Source organism: Pseudoalteromonas sp. P1-25 (assembly GCF_001401805.1).
Lineage (GTDB): Bacteria > Pseudomonadota > Gammaproteobacteria > Enterobacterales > Alteromonadaceae > Pseudoalteromonas.
In genome coordinates this window covers 1-22,914 of sequence record NZ_LKDW01000020.1, presented here as the reverse complement: position 1 = coordinate 22,914, position 22,914 = coordinate 1, and the positions used below count along the sequence as shown (strand labels likewise).

Genomic DNA, 22,914 nt, shown 5'->3' with positions numbered 1-22,914 from the left:
GGCATGGCACTACTTATTAGTGATAAATGCATTAACTGTGATGTATGTGTAGATGAGTGCCCCAACAGCGCCATTTTTATGGGGGAAGAAATCTATCAAATAGACCCAAGTAAATGCACAGAATGTGTGGGGCATTACGATAAACCCACTTGTGTCATAGTGTGCCCTATTAAGTGTATTAAAAGCGATCCTTTAAATAAGGAGTCACTTGAGCAGCTCGCACAAAAGTATGTAAACCTTGTTGAAAGTGATAGCTGAACACATAAAAACAAGCTTATGCTTAAAAATAGAGTAAAAATTTAGCTTAAACTACTTATTAATTATCGCGTTATCATTAATACCTTCTATACTGAAAGTAACTTGATTTAGTGTTTTTTGGTAGGGAAATTAATGTTTTTTTCAAAAGGTAAGCAAAACGAAATAGCCGCTTTAAAAGCCCAGCTGTATCCCTTGGAGCAGGTATGGGAAGGGCTTTACAAAGAAATGCTGGTACTTAATGTACTTTATGATGGACGAATTTCGCATGCTAACGATAACTTTTTAAACGCACTTGGCTATAACGAAGATAATTTAACAAATAATCAGTTAGGCGAATTTATTGCTGAGCAGTCGCGGTTATCACCAGAATACGAAGAACTTGAAAAAGCATTCCAAAAAGAAGGCCACTGGAGTGGTGCCATAGAGTTTATACGCCAAGATGGCAATGCAGAATGGCTAAGGTTAATAGTGCACCCAGTGGTGGGCGAGCAAAACCAGTTATTGTATTTTTCTGTGTTTGGCACTGTGCTTACCAAAACGATTGCGACTTCTCGCGAGCAAAGCGACACAATAAAAGCGATTTATCGCTCTATGGCCGTGATTGAGTTTGATTTAGCGGGCCACGTGTTAACGGCAAACGATCAGTTTTTGTCGGCCATGGGGTACAGTGAATCAGAAATAATAGGTCAACATCACCGAGTGTTTTGTGAAACCGAAGAAGCTAATTCGGCTGAATACCAAGAATTTTGGAGTAAATTAAGGCAAGGCCAATTTATTGCAGATAGGTTTAAGCGGATAGATAAGTATGGCAACGTGATTTGGTTAGAAGCGACTTACAATCCAATATCAAATGATGCGGATCAACTTTATAAAGTAATGAAGTTTGCCACCGTAATTACTGAGCAAGTAAACCGCGAAATTGCTATATCGCAAGCTGCCGAAATTGCCTACGGCACCTCTACAGAAACAGATAAAACCGCAGAGCGTGGTAGTAGCGTGCTACAAGAAACAGTTTCTGTTATGAATGAGTTAGCCGTTAATATGGAGCAAGCCGCTAATGAAATATCGGCACTTGATCAGCAGTCACAACAAATAGCCAGCATAGTGCAAAGTATTAGTAGTATTGCTGAGCAAACCAATTTGCTTGCCCTTAATGCTGCAATAGAGGCTGCGCGTGCAGGAGAGCAAGGGCGCGGCTTTGCTGTAGTAGCTGATGAAGTAAGGCATTTGGCGTCAAGAACATCAAAGGCAACAGAAGAAATTGTGGAAGTTGTGCAGCGTAATCAATCACAAACTCAAAGTACAGTGGCCGTTATTGAGCAAGGTAAAGAAAAAGCCGAGCAAGGTTTAGCGCTTTCTAAAGAGTCAGGTGATGTTATGGCTGAAATTCAAGATGGAGCACAAAAGGTAGTGAATGCGGTGGGGCAATTCACAAGCCAATTAAACTCTAATAGTTGATTGGCTATAGCGCGATAAAAACAAGCATATACTAAAACCGCGTTCGCGGTTTTTTGCTTTATGGCGTATTTTAAACAATACCCTAGGCGTTTTTTTACACTTAAAACAGCGTTTAAAACTAGCCATATAAACCAAATATGCCCTAGGTAGTGAGGTGTAAGTCAGTTTTTAAATCATGATAAGGGGAAATTAAGCCATACGTTAACAATAGATTAAGTTTCGCCATGTAAACTTTGCGAAAATTTACTATTGCGTACCTCAATACGTTGACGGAATCACTTATTTGCTTAGCTAAAAGCAACATAAATGGAATAGTTATAAAAATGATTAATTGCCCACGTCATTACCCCTTTTCTAAAATATATAAATCTTTGTTTTGTGTATCCCTTATTAGCTCAAGTTCGCTTAGTTTAGCCGATGGTGTTACCTCACAAAACGCTAAAACTCCGCTTAAAAAAAACATGGAAGTAATTGAAGTGCGAGGAATACGCACAAGTATGGCTGAGAATTTAGATGTTAAGCGGATGTCTGGCTCTGTGGTGGATGCAATTACAGCCGAAGATATCGGGAAATTTCCTGACAAAAACGTAGCGGATTCGTTGCAGCGAGTGCCTGGTGTTGTTATTGAACGCGACGGCGGAGAAGGGGCATCGGTTAGTATTCGTGGCTTATCATCTGAGCTTACATTTACTCAGCTTAATGGCAATTTTATAGCGTCATCACCCGGAGAGCCTTCTCGTTCGTTCGATTACACTTTACTGCCCTCTGCCATGATAGAAAGCGTAGAAGTGTATAAATCGCCAGAAGCACGTTTAGATGAAGGCGGAGTGGGTGGCACAGTATTGATGCATAGCCGCAAGCCTTTAAGCATGGAGGCAAACTCAGGTGTATTTAATGTTGAATCCACTTACGCTGATGTAACAAAAGAATACGAGCCGCAATTTACTGGCTTATATTCATGGAAAAATGACGACGACACCTTTGGCGTATTAATGGGTTATACCTATCAAGAGCGTACTAATTGCACATTAACAGGCAGCACCGATGCCAATGTATGGCGTTACACTGGTGGCGGCCAACCTGCTGATATTAATGGAAATGCAGTTGATAACAATAATGGCTGGGATACTATTAATGATGCCAGTGGTAAGAGTTACGATGGCGTGTGGTTTCCGCAGGTAGTACGTGGTTCAGTGCTTAATGAAAAACGTGAGCGTGAAGGTATTCAATTTAGTACGCAGTGGCGACCAACTAACAACTTAGAGCTTGGCTTTAACTACTTTGGGTTTACGCTTGGGCAAGACAGAACTGAATCAGTCATTGATATACCAGAATGGTCACTCAATCCTGATTTTTTAACCGCCGTTACACTTGATCAAACAGGCACTATTGCAACGGGTATGCAATATAATGCCAGTGTTAGCGGTGTTGAAAACGATATGCAGTTTCCGTGGATGCGTGGCAGTTATGTACGCGAAGAGTCTACCTCCGATACGTTTGATTTTAATTTAACCTACGAAGGCGATACCTTTAAAGCACGTTTTGTTATTGGTAACACGCAATCTGAGGGTGGGCCTGAAGAAAGCTGGGAAGCCGCATATAAAAGCTCAAACGCTGGTGAAAACCAAGCCGTTATAGAAAATGCAGCTCAAACAGCTGGCTGGTCAATAGCGCAAGATAATGTATCACTTAATATTGACTCAAATACATTCGCTAACTTGCAAAGTGGTTTGGGCGGCGGCCGTGATGCTGGCTCGTCAAATTCAAGCTTTGTTCGCAGTGAACTCGAGGAAGATTATTACCAGGCCGACATCGACTTTTATGTTGATTGGGGGTTTTTAAAAACCATTAGAACCGGCGCTAAATATCGCCATGCCAACTTACACCGCGAGACCGGCAATACGTTTTTTTTAGACTCTAACTTTGATATTGCTGCAGGTGAAGCGAGTGAGCAAGGCATAACGCAATTTGATAGCTATCAATGGAATGGCGGTATGCCACTGGCCGAGGAGGTGTTTATTAATCAAACCAATATAGTGGGCGGGTTTAACATAAACCAAATGCCCAGCATAGATTGGGATAAATACCGAAATTTAGTAACAAACAACTACACACCTTATATCCGCATAGAAGATAATTTTGTATACGATATTGAAGAAAAAATATCCGCGTTTTACATTCAAGGCGATTTTGAATTGAGTGACATTAGAGGTAATTTAGGTGTGCGCGTAGTACACACTAAAACATTAACCTCTTCTACCGATTTATATACTTATCAACGTGATCACACCAATGATGAAACAGGCGAGCCGGTAACTGGCGATGCGCGCTTTGTAGATGACTATCAGTTGGTTACACAAAAAAACACCGACACTCAAATTCTACCAAGCTTTAACATAGCGTGGGATGCCACCGACGATTTAGTGATTAGAGGCGCTATTGCTAAAGTGATGGCGCGACCAGATTACAGCGATTTAGGCTCGCAGCAGCGTATTACGTTTGTATCAAATGAATGGGCAGATGACAGAGCGGCATTTAACGAGCTTGCAGGCTTTAGTGGCAGAGGCGGTAATAAAAATTTAAAACCTTTTGAATCAGTGCAGGCCGATTTATCTATTGAATATTATTACGCCGAGGGCTCCGCATTGGGGCTAGCGCTATTTCATAAAAAGGTTGATAACTTTGTTGTGCCGCTGGTAATAGATATGCAGCAAGAGTTTGCAGGCAAAGAAAATATAGTAGAAAGCGGGGTAATTACCGTTGCGCCATACAGCACAGTGGGCAATGGCACCGATGCGGTATCAAAAGGGGCTGAAGTATTTATTCAACATGCATTTGCAGGCGGTTTTGGCTTTTATGCTAATTACACCTATAACAAAACCAATAAAGCCGATGTAAGTGTAAATGGTGAAGAATTTGGCCAATCGCCATTAATTGGAAGCGCTAAATACCAATACAACACCTCCGCTTATTACGAAGGCGAGTACTTTACTCTTCGCGCGTCGTACAATAAACGCGGCGAAACTGTACTTGGCTTAAATAGCGGTTTAAATGTATACCAAGACCCTTACGAGCAAGTTGATGTAAATGCCGCCATTAATATATCTGATAGCTTAAGTTTAACAGCCTCTGTTATTAATTTAACTAAATCGGAAACTGTTACGCGTTTAGGTAACGATACTGATGCGCGTTTATTAAGTTCAAGTTACTCAGGTAGGCGCTACTACGCGGGTATAAATTATAGTTTTTAGGTAAAAACCCACTATACGTTTTTAGCACACTAACCTTGTTAATAAATAGCATGGCTATTATGATGAAATTATTATAAAAGGATGAAGAAAATAAATTAATGAGCTACCAACCGTTTATAGATGATTCTGCTTCGCTAATCGAATTTACGCGTGTGTATTTAGCGCTTTTTTACACGTTTGTGGCGGGGTTTTACACCGTTAGAATTATTTATAAAAACCGTTCTACGCCTGCGGGTGTTATTTTTCCTGGCGCTAAGTTTTGTACTAGCTGGTGGAATCATATGGCGTTTAAGTTTTTTCGGGCTGCTATATGGTTAGTGTGTGTGCTGCGTGTGTTTGTACCTGCCACCGACAACTACCTAGGTATGTTTAATTCCTTAAATGGGTGGCCAGGTGTTATGTTTGGTAATATTTTGCTCACGGCGGGCTTTGCACTTAGCATGGTGGTGCATTTTCATATGGCGTCACTTTGGCGCTCGGGTATAGATCCAAATGGACCGCAAACGCTTAAAACCACAGGCTTATATAGTTTTTCGCGCAATCCCATGTATGTAGGAGTGGCAACTGCTCAGCTGGGATTCTTTTTAGCCTTACCGAGTGTATTTAGTTTAATCTGCTTGGCCGTTGGCTTAATTGCACTTTATAAACAAATAGTGGTTGAAGAAGCGCATTTAGCAACACGCTTTAATAGTGACTACCTAAACTACAAGCAAACCGTACCGCGCTGGCTGTAATTATTCGGTGGTGGCTTTTATTTGCAGATGGCTATTTATAAAGTTTTGCTTTGAAAGTGGCTTTGAATATAAATAGCCCTGAATATAGTCACAGCCCAATGCAATTAATTGCGCTTGTTGAGTGGGGGTTTCTACCCCTTCGGCGACCACTTCTACCCCTAAGTTATGCGCCATTGTAATTATGGCTTTAATTAGCGCTATACTGCTACTATTGGCTTCAATATTTTGTACAAACGATTGATCTATTTTAAGTATATCAATGTCTAATTGTTGCAGGTACGCAAGCGATGAGTAGCCAACCCCAAAGTCATCAATGGCAATGTCTATATCAAGCGCGTTAAGCCGCTTTAAATGGTGTTGGATTGCGTTATCTGGGTCCATTAAGCTGTTTTCAGTTATTTCAATTAGAATCGTGTGAGGGGGCAATTTATAAAGTTTGCATGCCTCTACCCACTGTGTAACCCACACACCGTCGCGGTCAATCTCTAAAGGTGAGGTGTTTACACTAATTTGCACCGGTGTATAACTTAGTTTATTAAACTCTACAGCATCGCGAACAGCTTGCGATTTAACCCATTCCCCTAGCTCTTTTATTAAGCCATTTTGTTCTGCTACATCAATAAATTCGGCAGGGCCAATAATGCCTTTTTTTGGATGATTCCAACGGATCAGCGCTTCCGCTTTTTTTAGCGTATGTGAATGTGGGTCCCATATTGGTTGGTAGTAAAGTTCAAACTGGTTTTTATGCAAGCCGATGCGTATCTCTTCTATAAGACGACGTTTTTCAATAGCGAGCTCTTCCATTTCATAGGAAAAGAACTCGAACCTATTACGCCCCTTACTTTTTGATAAATACATTGCTTGGTCAGCTCGTTTGATCAACGTTTCTACCGAGTCGCCGTCCTGTGGAAAAAATGCCACGCCCATACTTGCAGTTACCTGAACATGTTCGTTTTTAATAGTTATGGTTCGGGTAAGGCTTTTCATTACATCGTGAGCTATATGGGAGACCGTTGTTGTATCGTTTACCCCTTTAAGTATTAGGGTAAATTCATCACCGCCTAAGCGCGCCACTATATCTTGCTGTTTTAAGCAGCGGCGAAGTCGCTTAGCCACCTCATGGAGTAATAAATCACCAAAGTCATGGCCTAAGCTATCGTTTACCTCTTTAAAGCCATCTAAATCAATAAACACCAAAGAAAATGGTTGCTCAGGGGGACTTACAAGCTGTTGCAGGTGCTCATAAAAATAACGGCGGTTAGGTAGGTCGGTTAAGCCATCTTGATAGGCATATTGATGCAGCTGAACATTGGCATTTTCGAGCTCTTTTGTTCTTCGTTTTACTTGGTTTTCAAGTAGGTTATCCCGCTGCTCTATGGTTTGTAGCATGGTATTAAAACAGCTGGTTAGCTTACCCACTTCGTCCTTTGAAAGCTCTTTAGCTCGTAAACTATAGTCGTTAGATGAGGTTATCTGCTCCGCAGTTTGTGCTAAATATAAAATGGGGTTTAAAAAACGCTTTCTAAGCATTAGCGATACAAGCAAACTTAAAATAAAGCTAAAAATCATTAATACAATAATAAACCGGCCATAAAAAGCGGCTCTGTCGTTGAGGTCACTGTCGTCGGCGCGCACAATTAGCGTACCGTAGCGCTGTGCGTCAATTTTTAGTGGTGTTTTTACTTCTGTAGTGTGCGCAGCTGAGTTTTCTTTATTGTATTTAGGTGATGCAACGCTTGCGAGTTGTTGGCTAAAATTGTCTAGCACTTCTACAGAAACAATGTCGGAGCGCATTAATAGCGGCTCAATGAGCTCTTTAATGGCAGCAATATCGTAAAAAATTAAGGCCGTACTTATATTAGGGGCCAATATTTGAGATAGCGATTTTAGGCTTTGCGTTTGTTCTTCTTTAGCTGTTTTGAGCTCATACGCGCTAAAAACAGCAGTTACGGTCGCCGTAGAGATAAGCGCAACACTCATTAAAATAAACAGCAGCTTTTTACTCATTGAGTTAAGCGAGAAATAGTTTTTCATTATTTACCCCTCAACTACACGTGCTAGGCGAAGCACTTTTGAGCTCATAGTAATGCCTGCTTTTTTGAGCTTGTTTGGGGCAACTTCAAAGCGTACCTTACTACTTGAAAGAAAAAATCGAATATGTCCATTTGCGGCTATAAAGCCATCGGTTTCGCCAACTACCATTGTATTTTTTAACTCAAGGGCAGAGTGAGCCTCTAACCATAATTTGTAGGTATTATCGGTAATAAAGACTATATCACAGTCCTCAAGTACGGTTGTCTTAAGGGGGGTGTATTTATTACGTAGGTAGCGATTATGCACTTTGCGATTTTCTAAAGCGGCATTGGCTATGGCTATAAATTGGCTATCGGGGCTACAGATTAAAAAATCGGGCGTGTTTTCTTTAGCTGATTGCCATTGCCCTAATCGGGCAAAGTTATATAAAAAGCCTGCTTTAAGTACATATTCTTTTTGCACAGCAAAGGCGCTTGGGCTTGTACAAAGCCCAAGGCATAAAAATAGGTAAAGCAGTCGATTTAAAAGCTTAAGCATTGGCTCTCTTAAAATGTTGCGCTAACAGAAAACGTGACACACTCGTCTATGTAATTAGGAACCGTAAATGTTTCGCGAGTATTGCCGTATTCAATATGGGCGCCTGCAAATAAGTTTTTGCCTGATACGGCTGTGGCCCAGTTGTTGTTTATTTTCCAGTTCCATGTAAGGTCTACCGCCGTGTAGTTATCTGTATTATAGGTGCTTGAGTTTTCGGCTCTTAATGTAGCAAAAACAGTATGCTGTTCATTCAGATGATAGTTGAGTTTTGTAAATAACTGCCTGTTTATCGAGTCGTAGCCAATAGTGGGGCGCGTTGCATTAGGTAAATCATAATCTATTTTAGTGTAGCTGTAGCCAATTTCGCTGCTTAAGTCGTCTATTAGTTGCATCGAAAATAACAAATCACCGCCGGTGGTGGTGGTTTCACCGAGCGAGACAAAGTCGTAATCTAAGCTTGTTTTTTGCAGTGCCGCAAACGCTTGAGGTATTTGTCCTGAAAGGTAAAAATTTAATGCAGGTATAAATTGTTCTACGTGAGGGTTTAAGCCAATTACGGCAACATCATCTGCTTGCGTATTAAACGCAGAAACATCTAAAGACCAGTCAGCCTTAGATACACGGTAACCTAGCTCGTAGGAGGTATAGTTTTCAGCTTTTACTTTATCGTTCCCATTTAAAAATGTGGCTATATGGTATTCATCTATTTCGGGTACGCCCGATTGCATCCCAATGACGTCTGAAATTTTTTGGCCATTGACTCTAAAGTTATCATTATATTCAATCAGGGTAGGAATACGCACACTTCGAGAAATTGAGCCCCAAGCTAAGTGATCGTGATTTGGTTGATAGGTAAAACGAACTAAAGGTTGGTTTTCCCAGCCGGTTAAATCGTTATGCTCTATTTTTGTACCTACAATGAGGTTTAACGTATCAGGTATAACACTGTATTGTGCTTGTAGCATGGCACCGTATTGATAAAGATTATCTAAGTCTTTATCGCTATTAATAAAAATACTATCTTGGAAAGAAATATTATTAAAGCGATAATTTAGGCCCCAATCTACCTGTAATGCGCCGGCAATAAAGTTCATTTGATAATCAATATCAATCGATTCAAAATCTTCATTTATATAGGGCTGATCGCCTTGCTGTTTAAGCCACGACATTTGCAACATTTGATTTGCATTCTCAGAAAGGCGATGCTCAACACGGGTCATTAAGCGCGTGTCGCGCCTGTCAGCGGTTGTTGGAAACTGCTGGCTACGATTCGACGAATCTAAAACGCCAGTAAGGTTTTGACCGTGCTGCGTGTGAGTATGATCCCCCTGGAAGAGTATTGACCACTCATCGCTTGGCGTAAAATCGGCTCTAAAGCCACCGGAATGTTGCTTAGTAAAGTCATTCGGTTTAATGCGACTGCCTTTTTTAGAAGGTGCAGTATTTTTAGTATTGTAATAGCCCCTGTAACTACCAATATCTGAAATATCGCCGCCATGGCGAAGGCTTATATCTGCATTAATTTGATTACCTGTAATTGCTTTAGCGTATGTGTTGCGAGTATCTATGCTGTTTTTAGTAATGATATTAATAACGCCGTTATTTGCATTATTACCCCATAACAACCCACCCTGACCTCGAATAACTTCAATGCGCTCAATGTCGTATAAGGGCACATGTAATGACTCCCAGTAAACAGCGGCAAATTTCGGCGTATATAAGCTTTGCCCATCTATCATTACCAGTAATTTGCTTGAATAACGAGAAGCAACCCCGCGGGCAGAAATAGCCCATTGATTGTTATCAAGCTGTCTTACGGCAAGTCCTGGCACCATTTTTAACGCCTCAGGAATAGAGGTGGCTCCCGAACTTTCAATTTGCTCTTTGCTTAGTACGTAAATAGACGAGGCTGTATTAAAGGCCGATTGTGCTCGTTTCATTGCAGAGGTGGCCTGCACATCCATTCCCATTAACGCATCAAGGTCTAAGTCATCGTCGTTTAATGGTTCGGCAGCAAGTATTGGTGAGGCAATAATAAGTGAGCACACTAACTTTTTAGGTATTTTCACCTAGGTTTCTCCACAGGATCAAAAATCAAAAACAGGATATATTTTTGTAAAGCATTTGTTACCACAAAATATTAGCATACTTTATATGGCTAAAAGTACACTTAATTGGACTAACAAGTATAAATTGCTTGGTAGCACGTATGTTTAAAATTAGCTCAAAATTATTAAAGTTTTGCAGTTTTAAACACAATGCTTAAAAATTAAATTAAAGGAAGTGTAAATTGGCGGCTGTTTTAAATAATAAGTAAAACGCAGCGCATTTGAGCTCATGTTTTAAAAAGGCAAATTACTTTCTGTTGTCTGGTTCATAGGGGCAAAATAATTTACCCTTAGTATATTAGTCACTTTTATATTAATTGTTTATGAGCCTTCTTTTTTCTATTGCGTTAACAAGCCTTCCTGCTCTACCCGAACCCGTTGCAAACAATGCTGTTGCTAAGGTTACTATTGAAAACCAACGCTATTTTTTAAGCTTTATGGGCCTTGGTAAAAACAAACAACACACTGATGTGCACAATAAGGTGTTTTCACTTAAATTAGGTGAGAACGAATGGCAGCAGCAAGCGAGTGTACCTTCAAGCTTACCCTTAAAAGGGCGTTTAGCCAGTACTGCTGTGGGCTTAGGTGAATACGCTTATATATTTGGTGGTTATACGGTAGATAGCGATCATACTGAAATTTCCAGCCCCGATGTTTACCGCTTTGATATAAAAAGCAATACATATAAACACCTTGCAAGTATGCCAGTACCAGTTGATGACAGCGTAGCGCTAAGTTACAAAGAGCGTTACATATACCTTATTAGCGGTTGGCATAACGATGGCAATGTAAATTTAGTACAAGTATACGATACCCAAACTGACACATGGCAACAGGCATCGCCGTTTTTAGGAGAAGCTGTTTTTGGCCAAGCAGCAGCCATTAGCGGTAATACTATAGTTATTTGCGATGGGGTTAAAACCCAGGCCAACCCAGATTCACGTCGCTCGTTTGCAGGCGTTGCGCAGTGTTTAAAAGGCACTATTAACGCAAGCAATCCGCTAAAAATAGATTGGCGTACTTTGCCGCACCCTACAGGTGAGTCGCATTACCGTATGGCTGCGACTAGCTACAATGGCAATATTTACATGCTGGGTGGCTCTAATAACCCGTATAACTACAACGGTATTGGTTACAATAAAAAGCCCGCTCCGGCGAGCAGCCATGTGTGGCGTTTTAATATAAAGCAAAACTCGTGGCAAGTATTACCTAATGTAGCTGTTGGCAGTATGGATCACCGTGGCTTACTTGAGCACAATGGGTTTTTATACCGTATTGGCGGAATGAACAACCAACAGCAAGTAATAAGTGATGTATTAGGGTACGAGGTAACACAGTGAATACGCTTTATATTACCGGCGCAGGGGTAAGCGCAGCCAGCGGCATACCTACATTTAGAGGGGAAGATGGCTTTTGGACTATAGGCAGTAAAAATTACACCCCCATGGAAATGGCCACGCGAGCTATGTATCAAAATAATCCACGCGAGTTTTTAGCTTGGTATTACAACCGTTTTGCAGCCTATCGGAATCATGGCCCTAATGACGTTCACCATTGGCTTAGCGATAAAAATTTAATTACCCAAAATATAGATGGCCTTGATGGCAAAGCAGGTAACAAAAATTACATTGCTATACACGGCAGGCTCGATCAAATGACATTATTTCATGAGCAAGGCGAAGCAGTTAAACCGCTTATGACCCCGTGGGATAGCGTAGACGAAAGCCGCCTGCATGACTCTCTTTTTGAGCTATTTAATATTCAAAACCAAACGCCTGAGCTAAATCATTCATTTAAGCCCTTTGTTTTGTTATTTGATGAATACTACACCGAGCTTTACAGAATAACCGAAGCACAGCAGCGTATGCTCAATGCCGATAAAATTGTATTTATGGGCACTTCATTTAGTGTCAATATCACGCAAATGGCAATTGAAATAGCACGAAATTACGATATACCCGTTGAGGTAGTTGACCCTGAGCCTGCACATATTTTGCACGCTAACGTCACGTATAAAAAAATGAATGCATTAGATTACATTCAATCTAATTAATAAGTGCTATATTTTAAGGGGATTGCTAATGTTTTCTCAAATATTACAATCTCTTTATATAATATTAACGAGTCAATAATGTTATTATTATCCTGATTATAACAATACCAAAGAGACTTGAATGAGCGACTTAACTGCAATAGCAAATTTGTCCATTTTACTTGTAGAACCTTCAGAGGTTCAGCAAAAAATAATAATAAAATCGCTTGTAGAAAGTGGGGTTAAGCAAGTTGAAACAGCGGCTACTCAAGAACAAGTTCTATCTATGCTTGAAAGCTACCACCCAGATTTAGTGATTAGTTCAATGTACTTATCTGACGGTACAGCCGACTCATTGTTGCAAAAAATAAGACTTAATCCTGCCACAGAGCATCAACCTTTTATGCTTATATCGAGCGAGCGTAATAAAAAATACCTTGAGCAATTACGCCAATCGGGCGTGTTGGCTATTTTACCTAAGCCTTTTAGCGCAAAAGCCATTACTCGCGCACTTAAAGCAACCCTCGATATAATAAGCGAAGAAGAAGTAGAGCTTGAACTTTTTGATGTAACGCTACTTCGTGTACTTGTAGTAGACGACAGCCGCTTTGCACGTAAACACATTATACGCGTACTCGCTGGCATGGGTATTCCTGAGCCAGTAGAAGCCGAAAACGGTAAAGAAGCAATCGAGCACCTTAGCGAGCAGTCGTTTGATTTAATTGTTACCGACTACAACATGCCAGAAATGGACGGCCGTGAGCTAACCGAAACAGTACGCGGCTCAAATGCTTACTCGCATATTCCTATTTTAATGGTGAGCTCAGAGGCAAACGACACCCACCTAGCTAATATTGCGCAAGCGGGAGTTGATGCCATTTGTGATAAGCCGTTTGAGCCCGCCACAGTGCGAGAATTACTGTATAAAATAATGTCTTAGTCTTTTTAAAAAACAGCTAACAACAGCGTTGGTTAAATACATAACTACCGCTGTTTTGGCTTATTGGCTAGGCACGCTATACAACTGAAAGGCCACAAAACATAAAATAACCGCAATACAGCTATCAAATATGCGCCATCTAAACGGGGAGCTTAAAACCTTTTTTAATTTTGGTGCAAACAACACCAAGCTACTAAACCAAATAACAGAGGCCACGCAAGCGCCAATAGCAAAATGCAAAGGCGCAGGCTGAAGTGCGCCAATACTGCCAAGTAGTAACACGGTATCTAAATAAACATGTGGATTAAGTAAGCTTATAGCAAGGGCCGCAAGGGCAGTCTTCCACCAGCTCACTTTTATTACCTGAGTTACTTTTAACCCCGATGTGCCTTTAATTGCACTGCGCGCAGCGCCAAATGCTAAGTAAAGTAACATGGCTATACCACCCCACGTTAACCACGGTAATAACCCCGGCAGCCATAGCTTTAATTCATTAGCGGCAAATACACCTACTATAATTAAAGTGGCGTCGCAAAGTATGCAAACTGCAGCTAAAACAAAGCGGTTAGCGCCCGCCATACACTGGCTTAAAATCCAAATATTTTGCGCCCCAATGGCAATAATTAAACTCAGCCCAAGCATAACACCCGACAAAAACGACATACTTTAAATCCACCCAAATAAAACCAGCTATTCAATGCCTTGCAGGGTAGGGGCTATTCTGTTACAAATCCAATGAATATATTTATTGTTATATGCGTAAAACTCATGATTGATTATCAGTTGCTCAATGCGCTTAGCGCCGTGATAAGTGAAGGCGGATTTGAAAAGGCCTCAAAAAAATTATTTATTACCCAATCGGCGGTGAGCAGGCGTATTCATCAGCTTGAGGCCAAACTAGGCGAGCCCGTATTAATAAGAACCCAGCCGCCATCGCCCACGGCACTTGGCAAGCGTTTACTTAACCATTTACAGCAAGTATTGCAGTTAGAAGTGGCCCTTAATGTAGAGGCGCTCAACGAGCACACAGATTTAAACACCCCGCTTAGCGTAAAGCTTGCCGCTAATGCGGATTCGCTTGCAACCTGGCTGCCCGAAGCACTCGCTGTGCTTGATACAGAGCTTGCGTGCAAATTACGCTTTGAAGTCATTAGTGAAGATCAATCCATTGCCCATAAAAGAATGAAAGACGGCGAAGTAATGGTGTGTATTAGCTCATCCCCCGAGCCAGTAAATGGCGGGCTTGTAAGCCCGCTTGGCGCCATACGCTATAAAGCCATTGCAAGCCCTGATTTTATAAAACAACATAAGCTTAGTGAGCTTTCGCAATTAGCACATTTACCATGCTTGGTATTTAGTGAGTATGACAAGTTACAACACCAGTTTTTAGCAGATATTAATGGCTCAGCCCCACTGTTTACCCATATTTACCCTTCGTCAGAGGGATTTAAACAAGCCATGATAGCAGGGCTAGGTTATGGGCTATTACCGACCTTACAGCTAGGAGACTCGCTGGTAAAAGGGGAGTTAGTTGATTTATTCCCGGAATATTATATTGATACACCGTTGTATTGGCACTATTGGCAAACCGAAAGCCCGCAGCTTAAAACGTTGCGTAAATTTGCGCTGCAAGTAGCAGGCAAACGGTTAGAGCCTATTAACCCATAAAGGCTAAGTCTGCGTTTATAACTGCCCTAATCTGTATATAAGTAACGCTGTTTTAGCAGTGTTTTTATTTAGAGAGGTTAAATCAGCGGTTTCGTTTTTAGTGTGTGCGCCACTGCCCATTAGGCCAAGGCCATCCAGCGCCATATCAACATGGTTTGCAGCAAACGAAATATCAGCAGCGCCGGCATTACGAGGGTTTGCAGCCACCACTTTGTTATAACCTAAGTCTTGGCTTGCTTGGCTATACAGTGCAAGCAGCTTTTTATTACCCTCGGTAAGCCCCATTGGTGGGTAGCCGTCTTCAAAAATAAGCTCGGCTTGGCTGCCATTTAAGCTTTTAGCCACTATTTGCTGCATCACTTTTTTAGCGCCCTCTACCTGCTTTGGCGAAAGCGCACGTAAATCACCCGCCACATGCACGGTTTGTGCAATTACATTACTTTTACCAAACGCTATGGCTGACGAGTTAGCACTGTTGTAATCGGCATTTGTACCGCCTACAATAAGCCCCGGGTTAAAGGTTAAATTAGGTTGTGTAGCTAGTTGCTCTCTAAAGTCATTTAAAATACGCGACGCCTCGTAAATAGCGCCATAGCCTACACTTTTACTAAATATTTGCGACGAATGTGCAGCATTGGCCGTTACATTTAATGTCCAGCCGGTATAGCCACGGCGCGCCGCCATCGCGGTTTTAATATTGTTATCGCCGTTCTCAAAACCAAGTGCTACATCTGCCCAAATTGCTGCATCAACAATCGCCTTTTTAGATAAACTAAGTGGACGACCGCTGCTTTCTTCATCGCCGGTAAGCAGTACTTTTATGCTCACGTTTTCAAGTAAATTAAGGGCTTGTAAGCTTTTAAGCGCGGTAATTATTATCGTATTACCGCCTTTCATATCGGCAACACCTGGGCCGCTTGCGGTGTGTTCATCAATTTGTTTATAGGTCGTAAAGTTATCGTGTTTGGCAAACACCGTATCAAGATGGCCGATCATCAGTATTTTTATTGCATCGGGGTTTTTACTCTCATGGGTTGCTAATACATGCCCTGCACGGTTAAACGCGCTGCCATCTAACCATTCAACCTCAAAACCAATGGCCTTTAGTTGCTCGCTTGTAAGCGCGCCTACTTTTTTTACACCTTCAATATTAAGCGAACCGCTATTAATATTTACGGCTTGCTCTATTTCTTTAAGTGCTTGGGGAATGTTTTTATCGACCTGTTTTACTATTTCACGCTCATTTTTATTAAGCGCTGCATGGCTTGTAAGCGGTAGGGTACTAGCAAGTGTAAGGATAAGTGCATGGCTAAATTTTAAAAGTGACATAACAGCCTCATAATTGAAGAAAAGAGTTAGGGCGTGTTTATCTTTGATGGTTGGATTTGCAGCAGTGTGTTTGGTTTTTAGGCAAGGCTGAGCCTGTGTAGTGTGGTTACTCCCCATAAATAGGCGATAACGTAGCATAAATGCCAAACATGCGCTGCCCTTCGGGTTCTTTCTAGGGGCGATAAACTCTTTGTTGCTCGGTTTTTACTTAGCCCACTAGGTTACAAACCTCGCGCCGCGATTTAATCACCCCTAGATTGAACAAATTTCAATCTGCAAAGGTCAACACGCCCCAATATGAAGTAAAAATACTGAGGATTCAATAGAAGTAGCTTGTGATTCTTAACTAATTTTATAAGCAATAACGGGTTACAAGTTTACGGGTTAATGGGTATATGCGTTATTGATTTAAACACAGGTGTTTAAAATAAAACCTGTTAATTAATAATCAACTAGTACAACTACACAGCTATATGTTTGATATTACTGCTCTCTACCAATTTGGGTTTTTACTGTATTTAGGAAAGGTAAGGCGAAGCTAACTATCTGTTTACAGATGTTTATTTTATAGCTAGGATAAAATCACTGTAATATAGGGACATTTGGCAGTTTATAAACGGCAAATGTCGTAGACTAAATCGTTAAGCGGTTATTCAAATTCAGGAGTAGGATAATGACAGGAAGGTTCAATTTAGATGGAATTACAAACCCATTGCAAGGAATGCAAATACCCGAATATACGTCTGCCAATACCCCTGTACCTGATAACCGCTCAAGAGTTGAAAGAAGAGAGGACTTTGAAAAAGATCTTTCTTCCTTAGATAAAAAGGCACTAATCAAGCTTAAAGAGCAAATTATCGATTTAGGGAAATATGATTCAGGCCAATCTGAATTGTGGAAACACAAAGATGACATTGAAAACTCCCTCATTAAATTAATTCGATATATCGATAAATTTGAGGATTTAAATTCTGATGAATCTCGAAAGGTAGCTTTAAAAGAGCAGGAATTAAAATTAGAAGCTAAACATGACTGGGCAGAAAAATTTAGGTTATTCTTTTTTAGGGTTTTAGCTACAGGTTTATTTATTTCCTCATTATTTATTATGGGGTATATCGAACATAATTATGACTGGGCAAGACTTCCACTAAGCAAGTATATAAAAACAGTGCCGATAGAGCCGGGGAAGTAACCGCTTAACGAGTCATTCAAAAAGACAAAAAACAGTTGGCTTTGCACGTTTCTCGCAAATTTTAGCCAATTTTTTTGCCGCTTAGCAAAAAGCTATCTAGGAGGTAACATTTAGCAAAGTACATTTAGGCCAATAGGGGTATTAGGTGGAGGTTCAATTCCTCTAGCGATTGTTGGCTCTGTAGCCCTTTTATTAATTTTACTTCGTTACTTAACCATTCGTTTAGTTCCTTTGGCAAACGACAACAGTAAAAAGGAGGTGTCTATGGTAAAAACAATAACTGCTCGTACTCGTATTTTTTTAAGCTCGTCGTTTGAAACTTTATGGGCTTACGGAGTCAGCAGCGCCGCAGGTTTGCACCTTTTGGCCTAAGTGTATTTCGATACCTAATCAAGTATCCAATCATCGCCACTTAGTGGCAGGACAGCCTAAAGAGTGCTAGCACATGGCTAATGGTTATGTTGGCGTTAACAGTTCAAGGAGTAGTGTATGGAATGGTTTTTATTAATTTGCTTTTTTGTTTGCGTAACATCTTTGTATTTTAGTTATGGGTCTAGACATTATAATCCCGAAAAAGTGTTGGTAGACATGGGAGAGCAAGTGTTCATTTCTCACCTCCCCGTTGCTAGATTTAATAAAAAGTACGGGAAAACTATTCCTAAGTCTTCGGTTACTAAAATCCAGTTAGCTGGTAATTATGTTAGTTTTTTCAATGCGAGTGATAATGCTGTTGATATTTGGGCACCAAGCGATCGTTTAGCGAAGCCCATTTTTGAGTATGCAAGAGAGATTTTTAAAGATGCAGACGTTGTTGTTATAAACTGCTAACAATCATATTAATTTTGAGCTAGTTCATATTAAGCTGCGCACAAGGATAATAGCACGTGCACATTGCAGCCGGCTCGAATTTTAGATCGTATGTCTGTACGCCTCACTTAGATAATATACTAATAAACTAGACAGCCATCTTAAATTTTCATTCTATCCAGCAGCTGGGCTAGTTAATATAGAGTGCCTTTTTTTTAGCCCGTATGTCTGTGCGCTTTATTTAGAAATTTGCTACCACGACAAAGTAATGCACAGCATCCTGTACATGTAATAATTTTCCAGCTAAACTTGTCCTATATAATGTACAAGTGAGGTGCGAAATGAGAATAGTCTCTTTTACCGAAGCCCGAAATAGTCTAAAAACCGTTTTGGATAATGTAATTAATGATGCAGATACGACAGTAATAACTCGTCGTGACACTGAAGATGCGGTTGTAATGTCATTAGATTACTACAACAGCCTTATGGAAACTGTTCATTTACTTCGCTCTCCAGCGAACGCTGAACATTTAAACCGTTCAATTGCGCAGTATAAAGCGGGCAAAACGACTCCACGAGAACTTATTGATGAGTAACAGGTTATTATCATGGACTGATGAAGCTTGGAATAGTTACGTCTACTGGCAGACTCAAGATAAGAAAACTTTGAAACGTATAAATAAGCTAATTGTCGATGTTAAGCGTTCTCCATTTGATGGGATTGGAAAACCGGAACCTCTTAAAGAAAATCTTTCAGGCTTTTGGTCTCGCAGAATAGATGATACAAATCGTTTGGTATATGCCGTGGATGATACAGCAATTACAGTTATCTCGTGCCGTTACCATTACTAAATAAACACGCAAATAAACAAGACACCCATCTTAAATTCTTCATTCTATCCAGCCAGTATTTATCAAAAACAATCGTCAGGTTTAACGCATTAGCATTAAACCTGACAGCCCGAACTCAACCAATTAACGTTTTAATTAGTTGGCATTAAATATATCTCGCGTACGCTGTTGCGCTGGTTTGCCTCTATTGCAAACAATACCGCATCGGCTACATCTTGCGGGTCGAGTTTGTCGGGCTTAGCTTCATCAAAAAATGGGGTGTTTACCATGCCAGGGGCTATGGTTGTGCAGCGGCCATTCCACTCGCTCATTTCCTCAGCTAAGTTTTGGCCAAACCCGTAAGCAAACCATTTAGTTGCACCATAAATAGAGCCTTTAATTGGCTTACGGCCAGCAGCTGAGCTGGTTAATATAAAATGACCTTTGTTTTGGCGTAAATGGGGCAAGGTTGCTTTTGCGGTCCAAAGTAGGGCTTTAATGTTTATGTCTATCATGGTTGACCATTCATCGGGGTCGCCTTTTTCGGTGCCTGCGGTTGAAACGCCCATACCTGCATTGGCAAATGCGGCATCTAGTCGGCCAAATTTTTCGAGCCCTTTTGTTACTACATTTTCAAGCTCGGTAAAGTCGGTGGCATCTGCAGGTACACTCAGTGCGTTATCTTCACCTAATGACTCAACTAGTTTAGCTAATTTATCTTCACTTCTGGCGGTAAGAATGACTTTGTGACCGTTATTAACCAATGTTTTGGCCGTTGCTTCACCAATGCCACTTGAGGCACCTGTAATGAGGACTACTTTTTCTTTCGCCATGATTATTTCTCCTATGTTTACATATTCAAAATGATAAGAACGCTTTATCTAATACGTGCTGTTCACTGTAACAGTACTGGGTTAACAGGGGTTGAATGAAGAGGCTGTTTATCTTTTTAGGTTGAATTTTCAGCGCTCACTATTAGGGGGCTTTAGACATAAAGTTGCTTAATTTAAAAATGATGACACTTTTTGATTGGCTGATTTTTAATCGTTTTTTACCTAGTGTGGTATATAAAAGATCACCTAGCGACTTATATACATAGTAGGTTAAATTAACTCGGTTGCTTCAATAATAGCGTCAATAACACACTTTATACGTTTGGGGCGGCTGCTTATTTGAGGGTATAAAATATATACATCTTTTGTCTCTATTTGGTAGCTATTAAACAAACTGACTAGAGTCCCTTTTTCTAGCTCTTTTTGCACCATATAACGAGGTAAACGCGCTATACCTTTATGTGCTAGGCACGCTTTTTTTAACACTTCGTTGTCTGATGACATTAATTTACCTTGTAACTGAATATTTATAGCTAATTGCTCTTTATAAAATGTCCATTCTCTCCAATGCGAGAGTACTAAGCATGGAAAGTCTGTTAACTGATCAGGTGTGACCGGGGAGTTATTTAGTGCAATAAACTCCGGTGAAGCACAGCATACGTATTTTACTTGGCCTATTTTTTTGGCAATCATATCTTCAGGTGGGGCGTTACATATTCTGACTGCAAAATCGTAATCATCAGCAATTAGGTTGTGAGTAGGGTTTCCGGTGTCAAGACAGATAGAAAGGCCGTTATGCTTATTCATAACGTCAGATAAAATAGGCCATAAGCTATATTGAGCAAGCCCCACAGGTGCTGTACATTTTACTTCACCTGCTATTGAGTCTTCGTTGTTATTTAACAACGTTTGAGTATCGGACCAAAATCGGGTTAATTTACTCGATTGTTCAAAAAGAACTTCTCCAGCAGATGTTAGTCGCATAGTGCGCGTATTCCTCACTAATAGTTGTTTTTCTAGCTGGGCTTCTAGTTGCTTTATTTGTTTTGATAAATACCCCTTCGAAACGCCTAAACTAAGCGCTGCTTTTGAGTAACTACCTTGCTTAACTACTTCAGCAAATAGGCGTACATCATCTAATTTCATAATAGTGCTTATGTGGTTTATATAAAAACATTATCAGTTATTGTTTTTATATGTAAACAGTGATTTTGTTTTTAGGCGGTTGTTCTCGTTTTTAAATACTCGACAATAGTGCCACTTTTACTCAACAGAGATCATTAATGGTACTTAAAAATATAATATTAAATAAAGCGTATGCTTTTACTTTTTTTGTTTCGTTGTTATTTTTAAACGGATGCAATACCGTGCAACCACAAGATAAATTGCATGCTTATGAACCCCAACCGTATGTAGAGTTAACTCATCCTCAGTGGAGTAAAAATGCCACTATTTATGAGGTTAACATTCGTCAGTATACGCCCGAAGGTACTTTTAACGCGTTTGCCTCGCACTTACCTCGATTAAAAGACTTAGGCGTAGATATACTGTGGTTAATGCCAATTCAACCCATAGGTGAAAAAAATCGCAAAGGTGAACGAGGCAGTTACTACGCTGTAAAGGATTACCAAGCCGTTAACCCAGAGTTTGGCACTATGGATGAGTTTAAGTCGCTAGTTGAGCAAGCACATGAACTTGGCATGTACGTCATACTTGATTGGGTGGCTAATCATTCTGCGTGGGATAACCCCCTCACAATAAATAACCCTGAGTGGTACACAAAAGATCACAACGGGAGTTTTCAGCCTACCCCATGGTGGGATTGGACCGATATTATTGATTTTGATTACGAAAACCCACAGCTGCGTAAATACATGACTGACTCATTAATTTATTGGGTTAAAGAAGCAAACATTGATGGTTATCGTGCAGATGTGGCTGGGTTTATTCCTACCAACTTTTGGGACACTGTTCGCTTTGAGCTCGATAAAATAAAACCTGTTTTTATGCTTGCAGAATGGGATGCAAGAGACTTACATAAAAAAGCGTTTGATATGACCTATGCATGGGAGCTTCACGATACATTAGTAGATGTAAATAAAGGTCATGGCGATGCATCAACAGTATATTCTCACTTTGCGCATGCGTTAAGTGCTTGGCCTGATAATGCAATTAAAATGAATTTTGTTGATAACCACGATAAAAATTCGTGGGAGGAGTCTATGTTTGCGCGCCATGGCAAATACTTAAATGCGGGTATTGTATTAACAGTAACAGCAGAGGGAATGCCACTTATTTACAGTGGCCAAGAAGCTGGGTTGGACAGGCCACTGGCATTTTTTGAAAAAGATGAGATCACTTGGAAGGCGCACCCGGTGGGTGATTTATACAAACAATTATTTAAACTAAAGCATAAAAATCAGGCGCTTTGGAACGGTAATTGGGGTGGTAAAATGATTCCTGTGCCTAATAACAACAGTAAGGCTATTTTTTCTTTTGCTCGCCAAAAAGCTGAAGACAAAGTATTTGTAGTCATTAATTTTTCAGATAAAGCGCAAAGTGTCTCTTTTAATGAAACAATTCAATTAGGTGAATACACCGAATATTTTTCAAATAAGGCCACAGTTATAAATGCATACACTCAGCTATCTGTACCTGCGTATGGCTATAAGGTATTTGTAAAATAAGCGTGCAGTTTTAAAAATTTTTTTATAACTGACGCCACACGTTTTTCCACTTTAAATAGCCATACTACGACCGCAATTGCGCATGGTTAGAGTTTGGCTATTCGCTATTTTAAAATCAAAGTTGAGGGATCTTCTATGAGTGCAGATGTTGCGTCGGCATCTAATCAGTTAAACAAAGCGGCTATTTTATTAGTGTTAGCGCTAGGTACATTTAT

At 40.4% G+C, this 22,914-nt stretch carries 20 protein-coding genes; 13 read left to right on the top strand and 7 right to left on the bottom strand.

The genetic code is table 11. The features are described 5' to 3' along the window. The first annotated feature begins 3 nt into the window (after nt 1–3). The 4 genes from AN393_RS12820 (at nt 4) to AN393_RS12805 (ending at nt 5,701) form a co-directional block, all read left to right on the top strand. A complete protein-coding gene (locus tag AN393_RS12820) occupies nt 4–258 on the top strand; it encodes a YfhL family 4Fe-4S dicluster ferredoxin (protein ID WP_055016089.1) in 255 nt (84 codons plus the stop codon). A gap of 132 nt (nt 259–390) precedes the next feature. Further along, nucleotides 391–1,716 (top strand): PAS domain-containing methyl-accepting chemotaxis protein, encoded by a 1,326-nt coding sequence (locus AN393_RS12815; protein WP_055016088.1) that lies wholly within the window; start codon nt 391–393, stop codon nt 1,714–1,716. A 323-nt stretch (nt 1,717–2,039) separates the two neighbouring features. Continuing rightward, the gene (locus tag AN393_RS12810; protein WP_055018267.1) at nt 2,040–4,967 is read left to right on the top strand and encodes a TonB-dependent receptor; all 2,928 of its coding nucleotides are present in this window, start codon (nt 2,040–2,042) and stop codon (nt 4,965–4,967) included. A gap of 98 nt (nt 4,968–5,065) precedes the next feature. Next, nucleotides 5,066–5,701: an isoprenylcysteine carboxylmethyltransferase family protein gene (locus AN393_RS12805; protein WP_055018266.1), complete on the top strand. Its 636-nt coding sequence runs from the start codon at nt 5,066–5,068 to the stop codon at nt 5,699–5,701. Here AN393_RS12805 and AN393_RS12800 read toward each other — a convergent pair whose 3' ends face one another. Genes AN393_RS12800 through AN393_RS12790 form a run of 3 tightly spaced genes read right to left on the bottom strand, consistent with a single transcriptional unit; the run spans nt 5,702 to nt 10,341 of the window. After that, nucleotides 5,702–7,735 carry an EAL domain-containing protein gene (locus AN393_RS12800; protein ID WP_055018265.1) on the bottom strand — a complete coding sequence of 678 codons (2,034 nt, stop codon included), beginning with the start codon at nt 7,733–7,735 and terminating at the stop codon, nt 5,702–5,704. 3 nt (nt 7,736–7,738) lie between these two features. Next, on the bottom strand, nt 7,739–8,272 hold the full coding sequence (locus AN393_RS12795; RefSeq protein ID WP_055018264.1) for a YfiR family protein: 534 nt from the start codon (nt 8,270–8,272) through the stop codon (nt 7,739–7,741). 8 nt (nt 8,273–8,280) lie between these two features. Beyond that, a complete protein-coding gene (locus AN393_RS12790; RefSeq protein ID WP_055016083.1) occupies nt 8,281–10,341 on the bottom strand; it encodes a TonB-dependent siderophore receptor in 2,061 nt (686 codons plus the stop codon). A gap of 362 nt (nt 10,342–10,703) precedes the next feature. Here AN393_RS12790 and AN393_RS12785 point away from each other — a divergent pair, with 362 nt between their 5' ends. The 3 genes from AN393_RS12785 to AN393_RS12775 all read left to right on the top strand — a co-directional run bounded on the left by AN393_RS12785 (nt 10,704) and on the right by AN393_RS12775 (nt 13,352). Then, nucleotides 10,704–11,720: a kelch repeat-containing protein gene (locus AN393_RS12785; protein ID WP_055016082.1), complete on the top strand. Its 1,017-nt coding sequence runs from the start codon at nt 10,704–10,706 to the stop codon at nt 11,718–11,720. Then, the gene (locus tag AN393_RS12780; RefSeq protein ID WP_055016081.1) at nt 11,717–12,433 is read left to right on the top strand and encodes a Sir2 family NAD-dependent protein deacetylase; all 717 of its coding nucleotides are present in this window, start codon (nt 11,717–11,719) and stop codon (nt 12,431–12,433) included. Before AN393_RS12785 ends, AN393_RS12780 begins: the two co-directional genes overlap by 4 nt. A 121-nt stretch (nt 12,434–12,554) precedes the next feature. Further along, the gene (locus tag AN393_RS12775) at nt 12,555–13,352 is read left to right on the top strand and encodes a response regulator (RefSeq protein WP_055016080.1); all 798 of its coding nucleotides are present in this window, start codon (nt 12,555–12,557) and stop codon (nt 13,350–13,352) included. Nucleotides 13,353–13,412: 60 nt separating this feature from the next. Here the strand turns inward: AN393_RS12775 and AN393_RS12770 are convergent, their stop codons facing one another. Then, nucleotides 13,413–14,015, bottom strand: coding sequence for a LysE/ArgO family amino acid transporter (locus AN393_RS12770; protein ID WP_055016079.1), 603 nt, complete (start codon nt 14,013–14,015; stop codon nt 13,413–13,415). Nucleotides 14,016–14,120: 105 nt separating this feature from the next. Between AN393_RS12770 and AN393_RS12765 the strand changes: the two genes are divergently transcribed. After that, nucleotides 14,121–15,020 carry a LysR family transcriptional regulator ArgP gene (locus AN393_RS12765; protein ID WP_055016122.1) on the top strand — a complete coding sequence of 300 codons (900 nt, stop codon included), beginning with the start codon at nt 14,121–14,123 and terminating at the stop codon, nt 15,018–15,020. A 15-nt stretch (nt 15,021–15,035) separates the two neighbouring features. Here the strand turns inward: AN393_RS12765 and AN393_RS12760 are convergent, their stop codons facing one another. Then, on the bottom strand, nt 15,036–16,349 hold the full coding sequence (locus AN393_RS12760; protein WP_055018298.1) for a M20/M25/M40 family metallo-hydrolase: 1,314 nt from the start codon (nt 16,347–16,349) through the stop codon (nt 15,036–15,038). Between the two features lie 673 nt (nt 16,350–17,022). Between AN393_RS12760 and AN393_RS12755 the strand changes: the two genes are divergently transcribed. The 4 genes from AN393_RS12755 to AN393_RS12740 all read left to right on the top strand — a co-directional run bounded on the left by AN393_RS12755 (nt 17,023) and on the right by AN393_RS12740 (nt 19,200). Then, nucleotides 17,023–17,541, top strand: coding sequence for a hypothetical protein (locus tag AN393_RS12755; RefSeq protein ID WP_055018263.1), 519 nt, complete (start codon nt 17,023–17,025; stop codon nt 17,539–17,541). Nucleotides 17,542–18,030: 489 nt separating this feature from the next. Continuing rightward, the gene (locus AN393_RS12750; protein WP_055018262.1) at nt 18,031–18,369 is read left to right on the top strand and encodes a hypothetical protein; all 339 of its coding nucleotides are present in this window, start codon (nt 18,031–18,033) and stop codon (nt 18,367–18,369) included. Nucleotides 18,370–18,689: 320 nt separating this feature from the next. Beyond that, nucleotides 18,690–18,944 (top strand): type II toxin-antitoxin system Phd/YefM family antitoxin, encoded by a 255-nt coding sequence (locus tag AN393_RS12745; protein WP_055016076.1) that lies wholly within the window; start codon nt 18,690–18,692, stop codon nt 18,942–18,944. Continuing rightward, nucleotides 18,937–19,200 (top strand): Txe/YoeB family addiction module toxin, encoded by a 264-nt coding sequence (locus AN393_RS12740; RefSeq protein WP_004587014.1) that lies wholly within the window; start codon nt 18,937–18,939, stop codon nt 19,198–19,200. Before AN393_RS12745 ends, AN393_RS12740 begins: the two co-directional genes overlap by 8 nt. Nucleotides 19,201–19,331: 131 nt before the next feature. On the opposite strand, the gene AN393_RS12735 is transcribed toward AN393_RS12740, so the two are convergent. Then, nucleotides 19,332–20,012, bottom strand: a complete 681-nt coding sequence (locus AN393_RS12735; protein ID WP_055018261.1) for an SDR family oxidoreductase — start codon at nt 20,010–20,012, stop codon at nt 19,332–19,334. A gap of 270 nt (nt 20,013–20,282) precedes the next feature. Further along, a complete protein-coding gene (locus AN393_RS12730; RefSeq protein ID WP_055016074.1) occupies nt 20,283–21,158 on the bottom strand; it encodes a LysR family transcriptional regulator in 876 nt (291 codons plus the stop codon). Nucleotides 21,159–21,379: 221 nt separating this feature from the next. Between AN393_RS12730 and AN393_RS12725 the strand changes: the two genes are divergently transcribed. Further along, nucleotides 21,380–22,699, top strand: coding sequence for an alpha-amylase family glycosyl hydrolase (locus AN393_RS12725; RefSeq protein WP_235575986.1), 1,320 nt, complete (start codon nt 21,380–21,382; stop codon nt 22,697–22,699). Nucleotides 22,700–22,914: the final 215 nt, after the last annotated feature.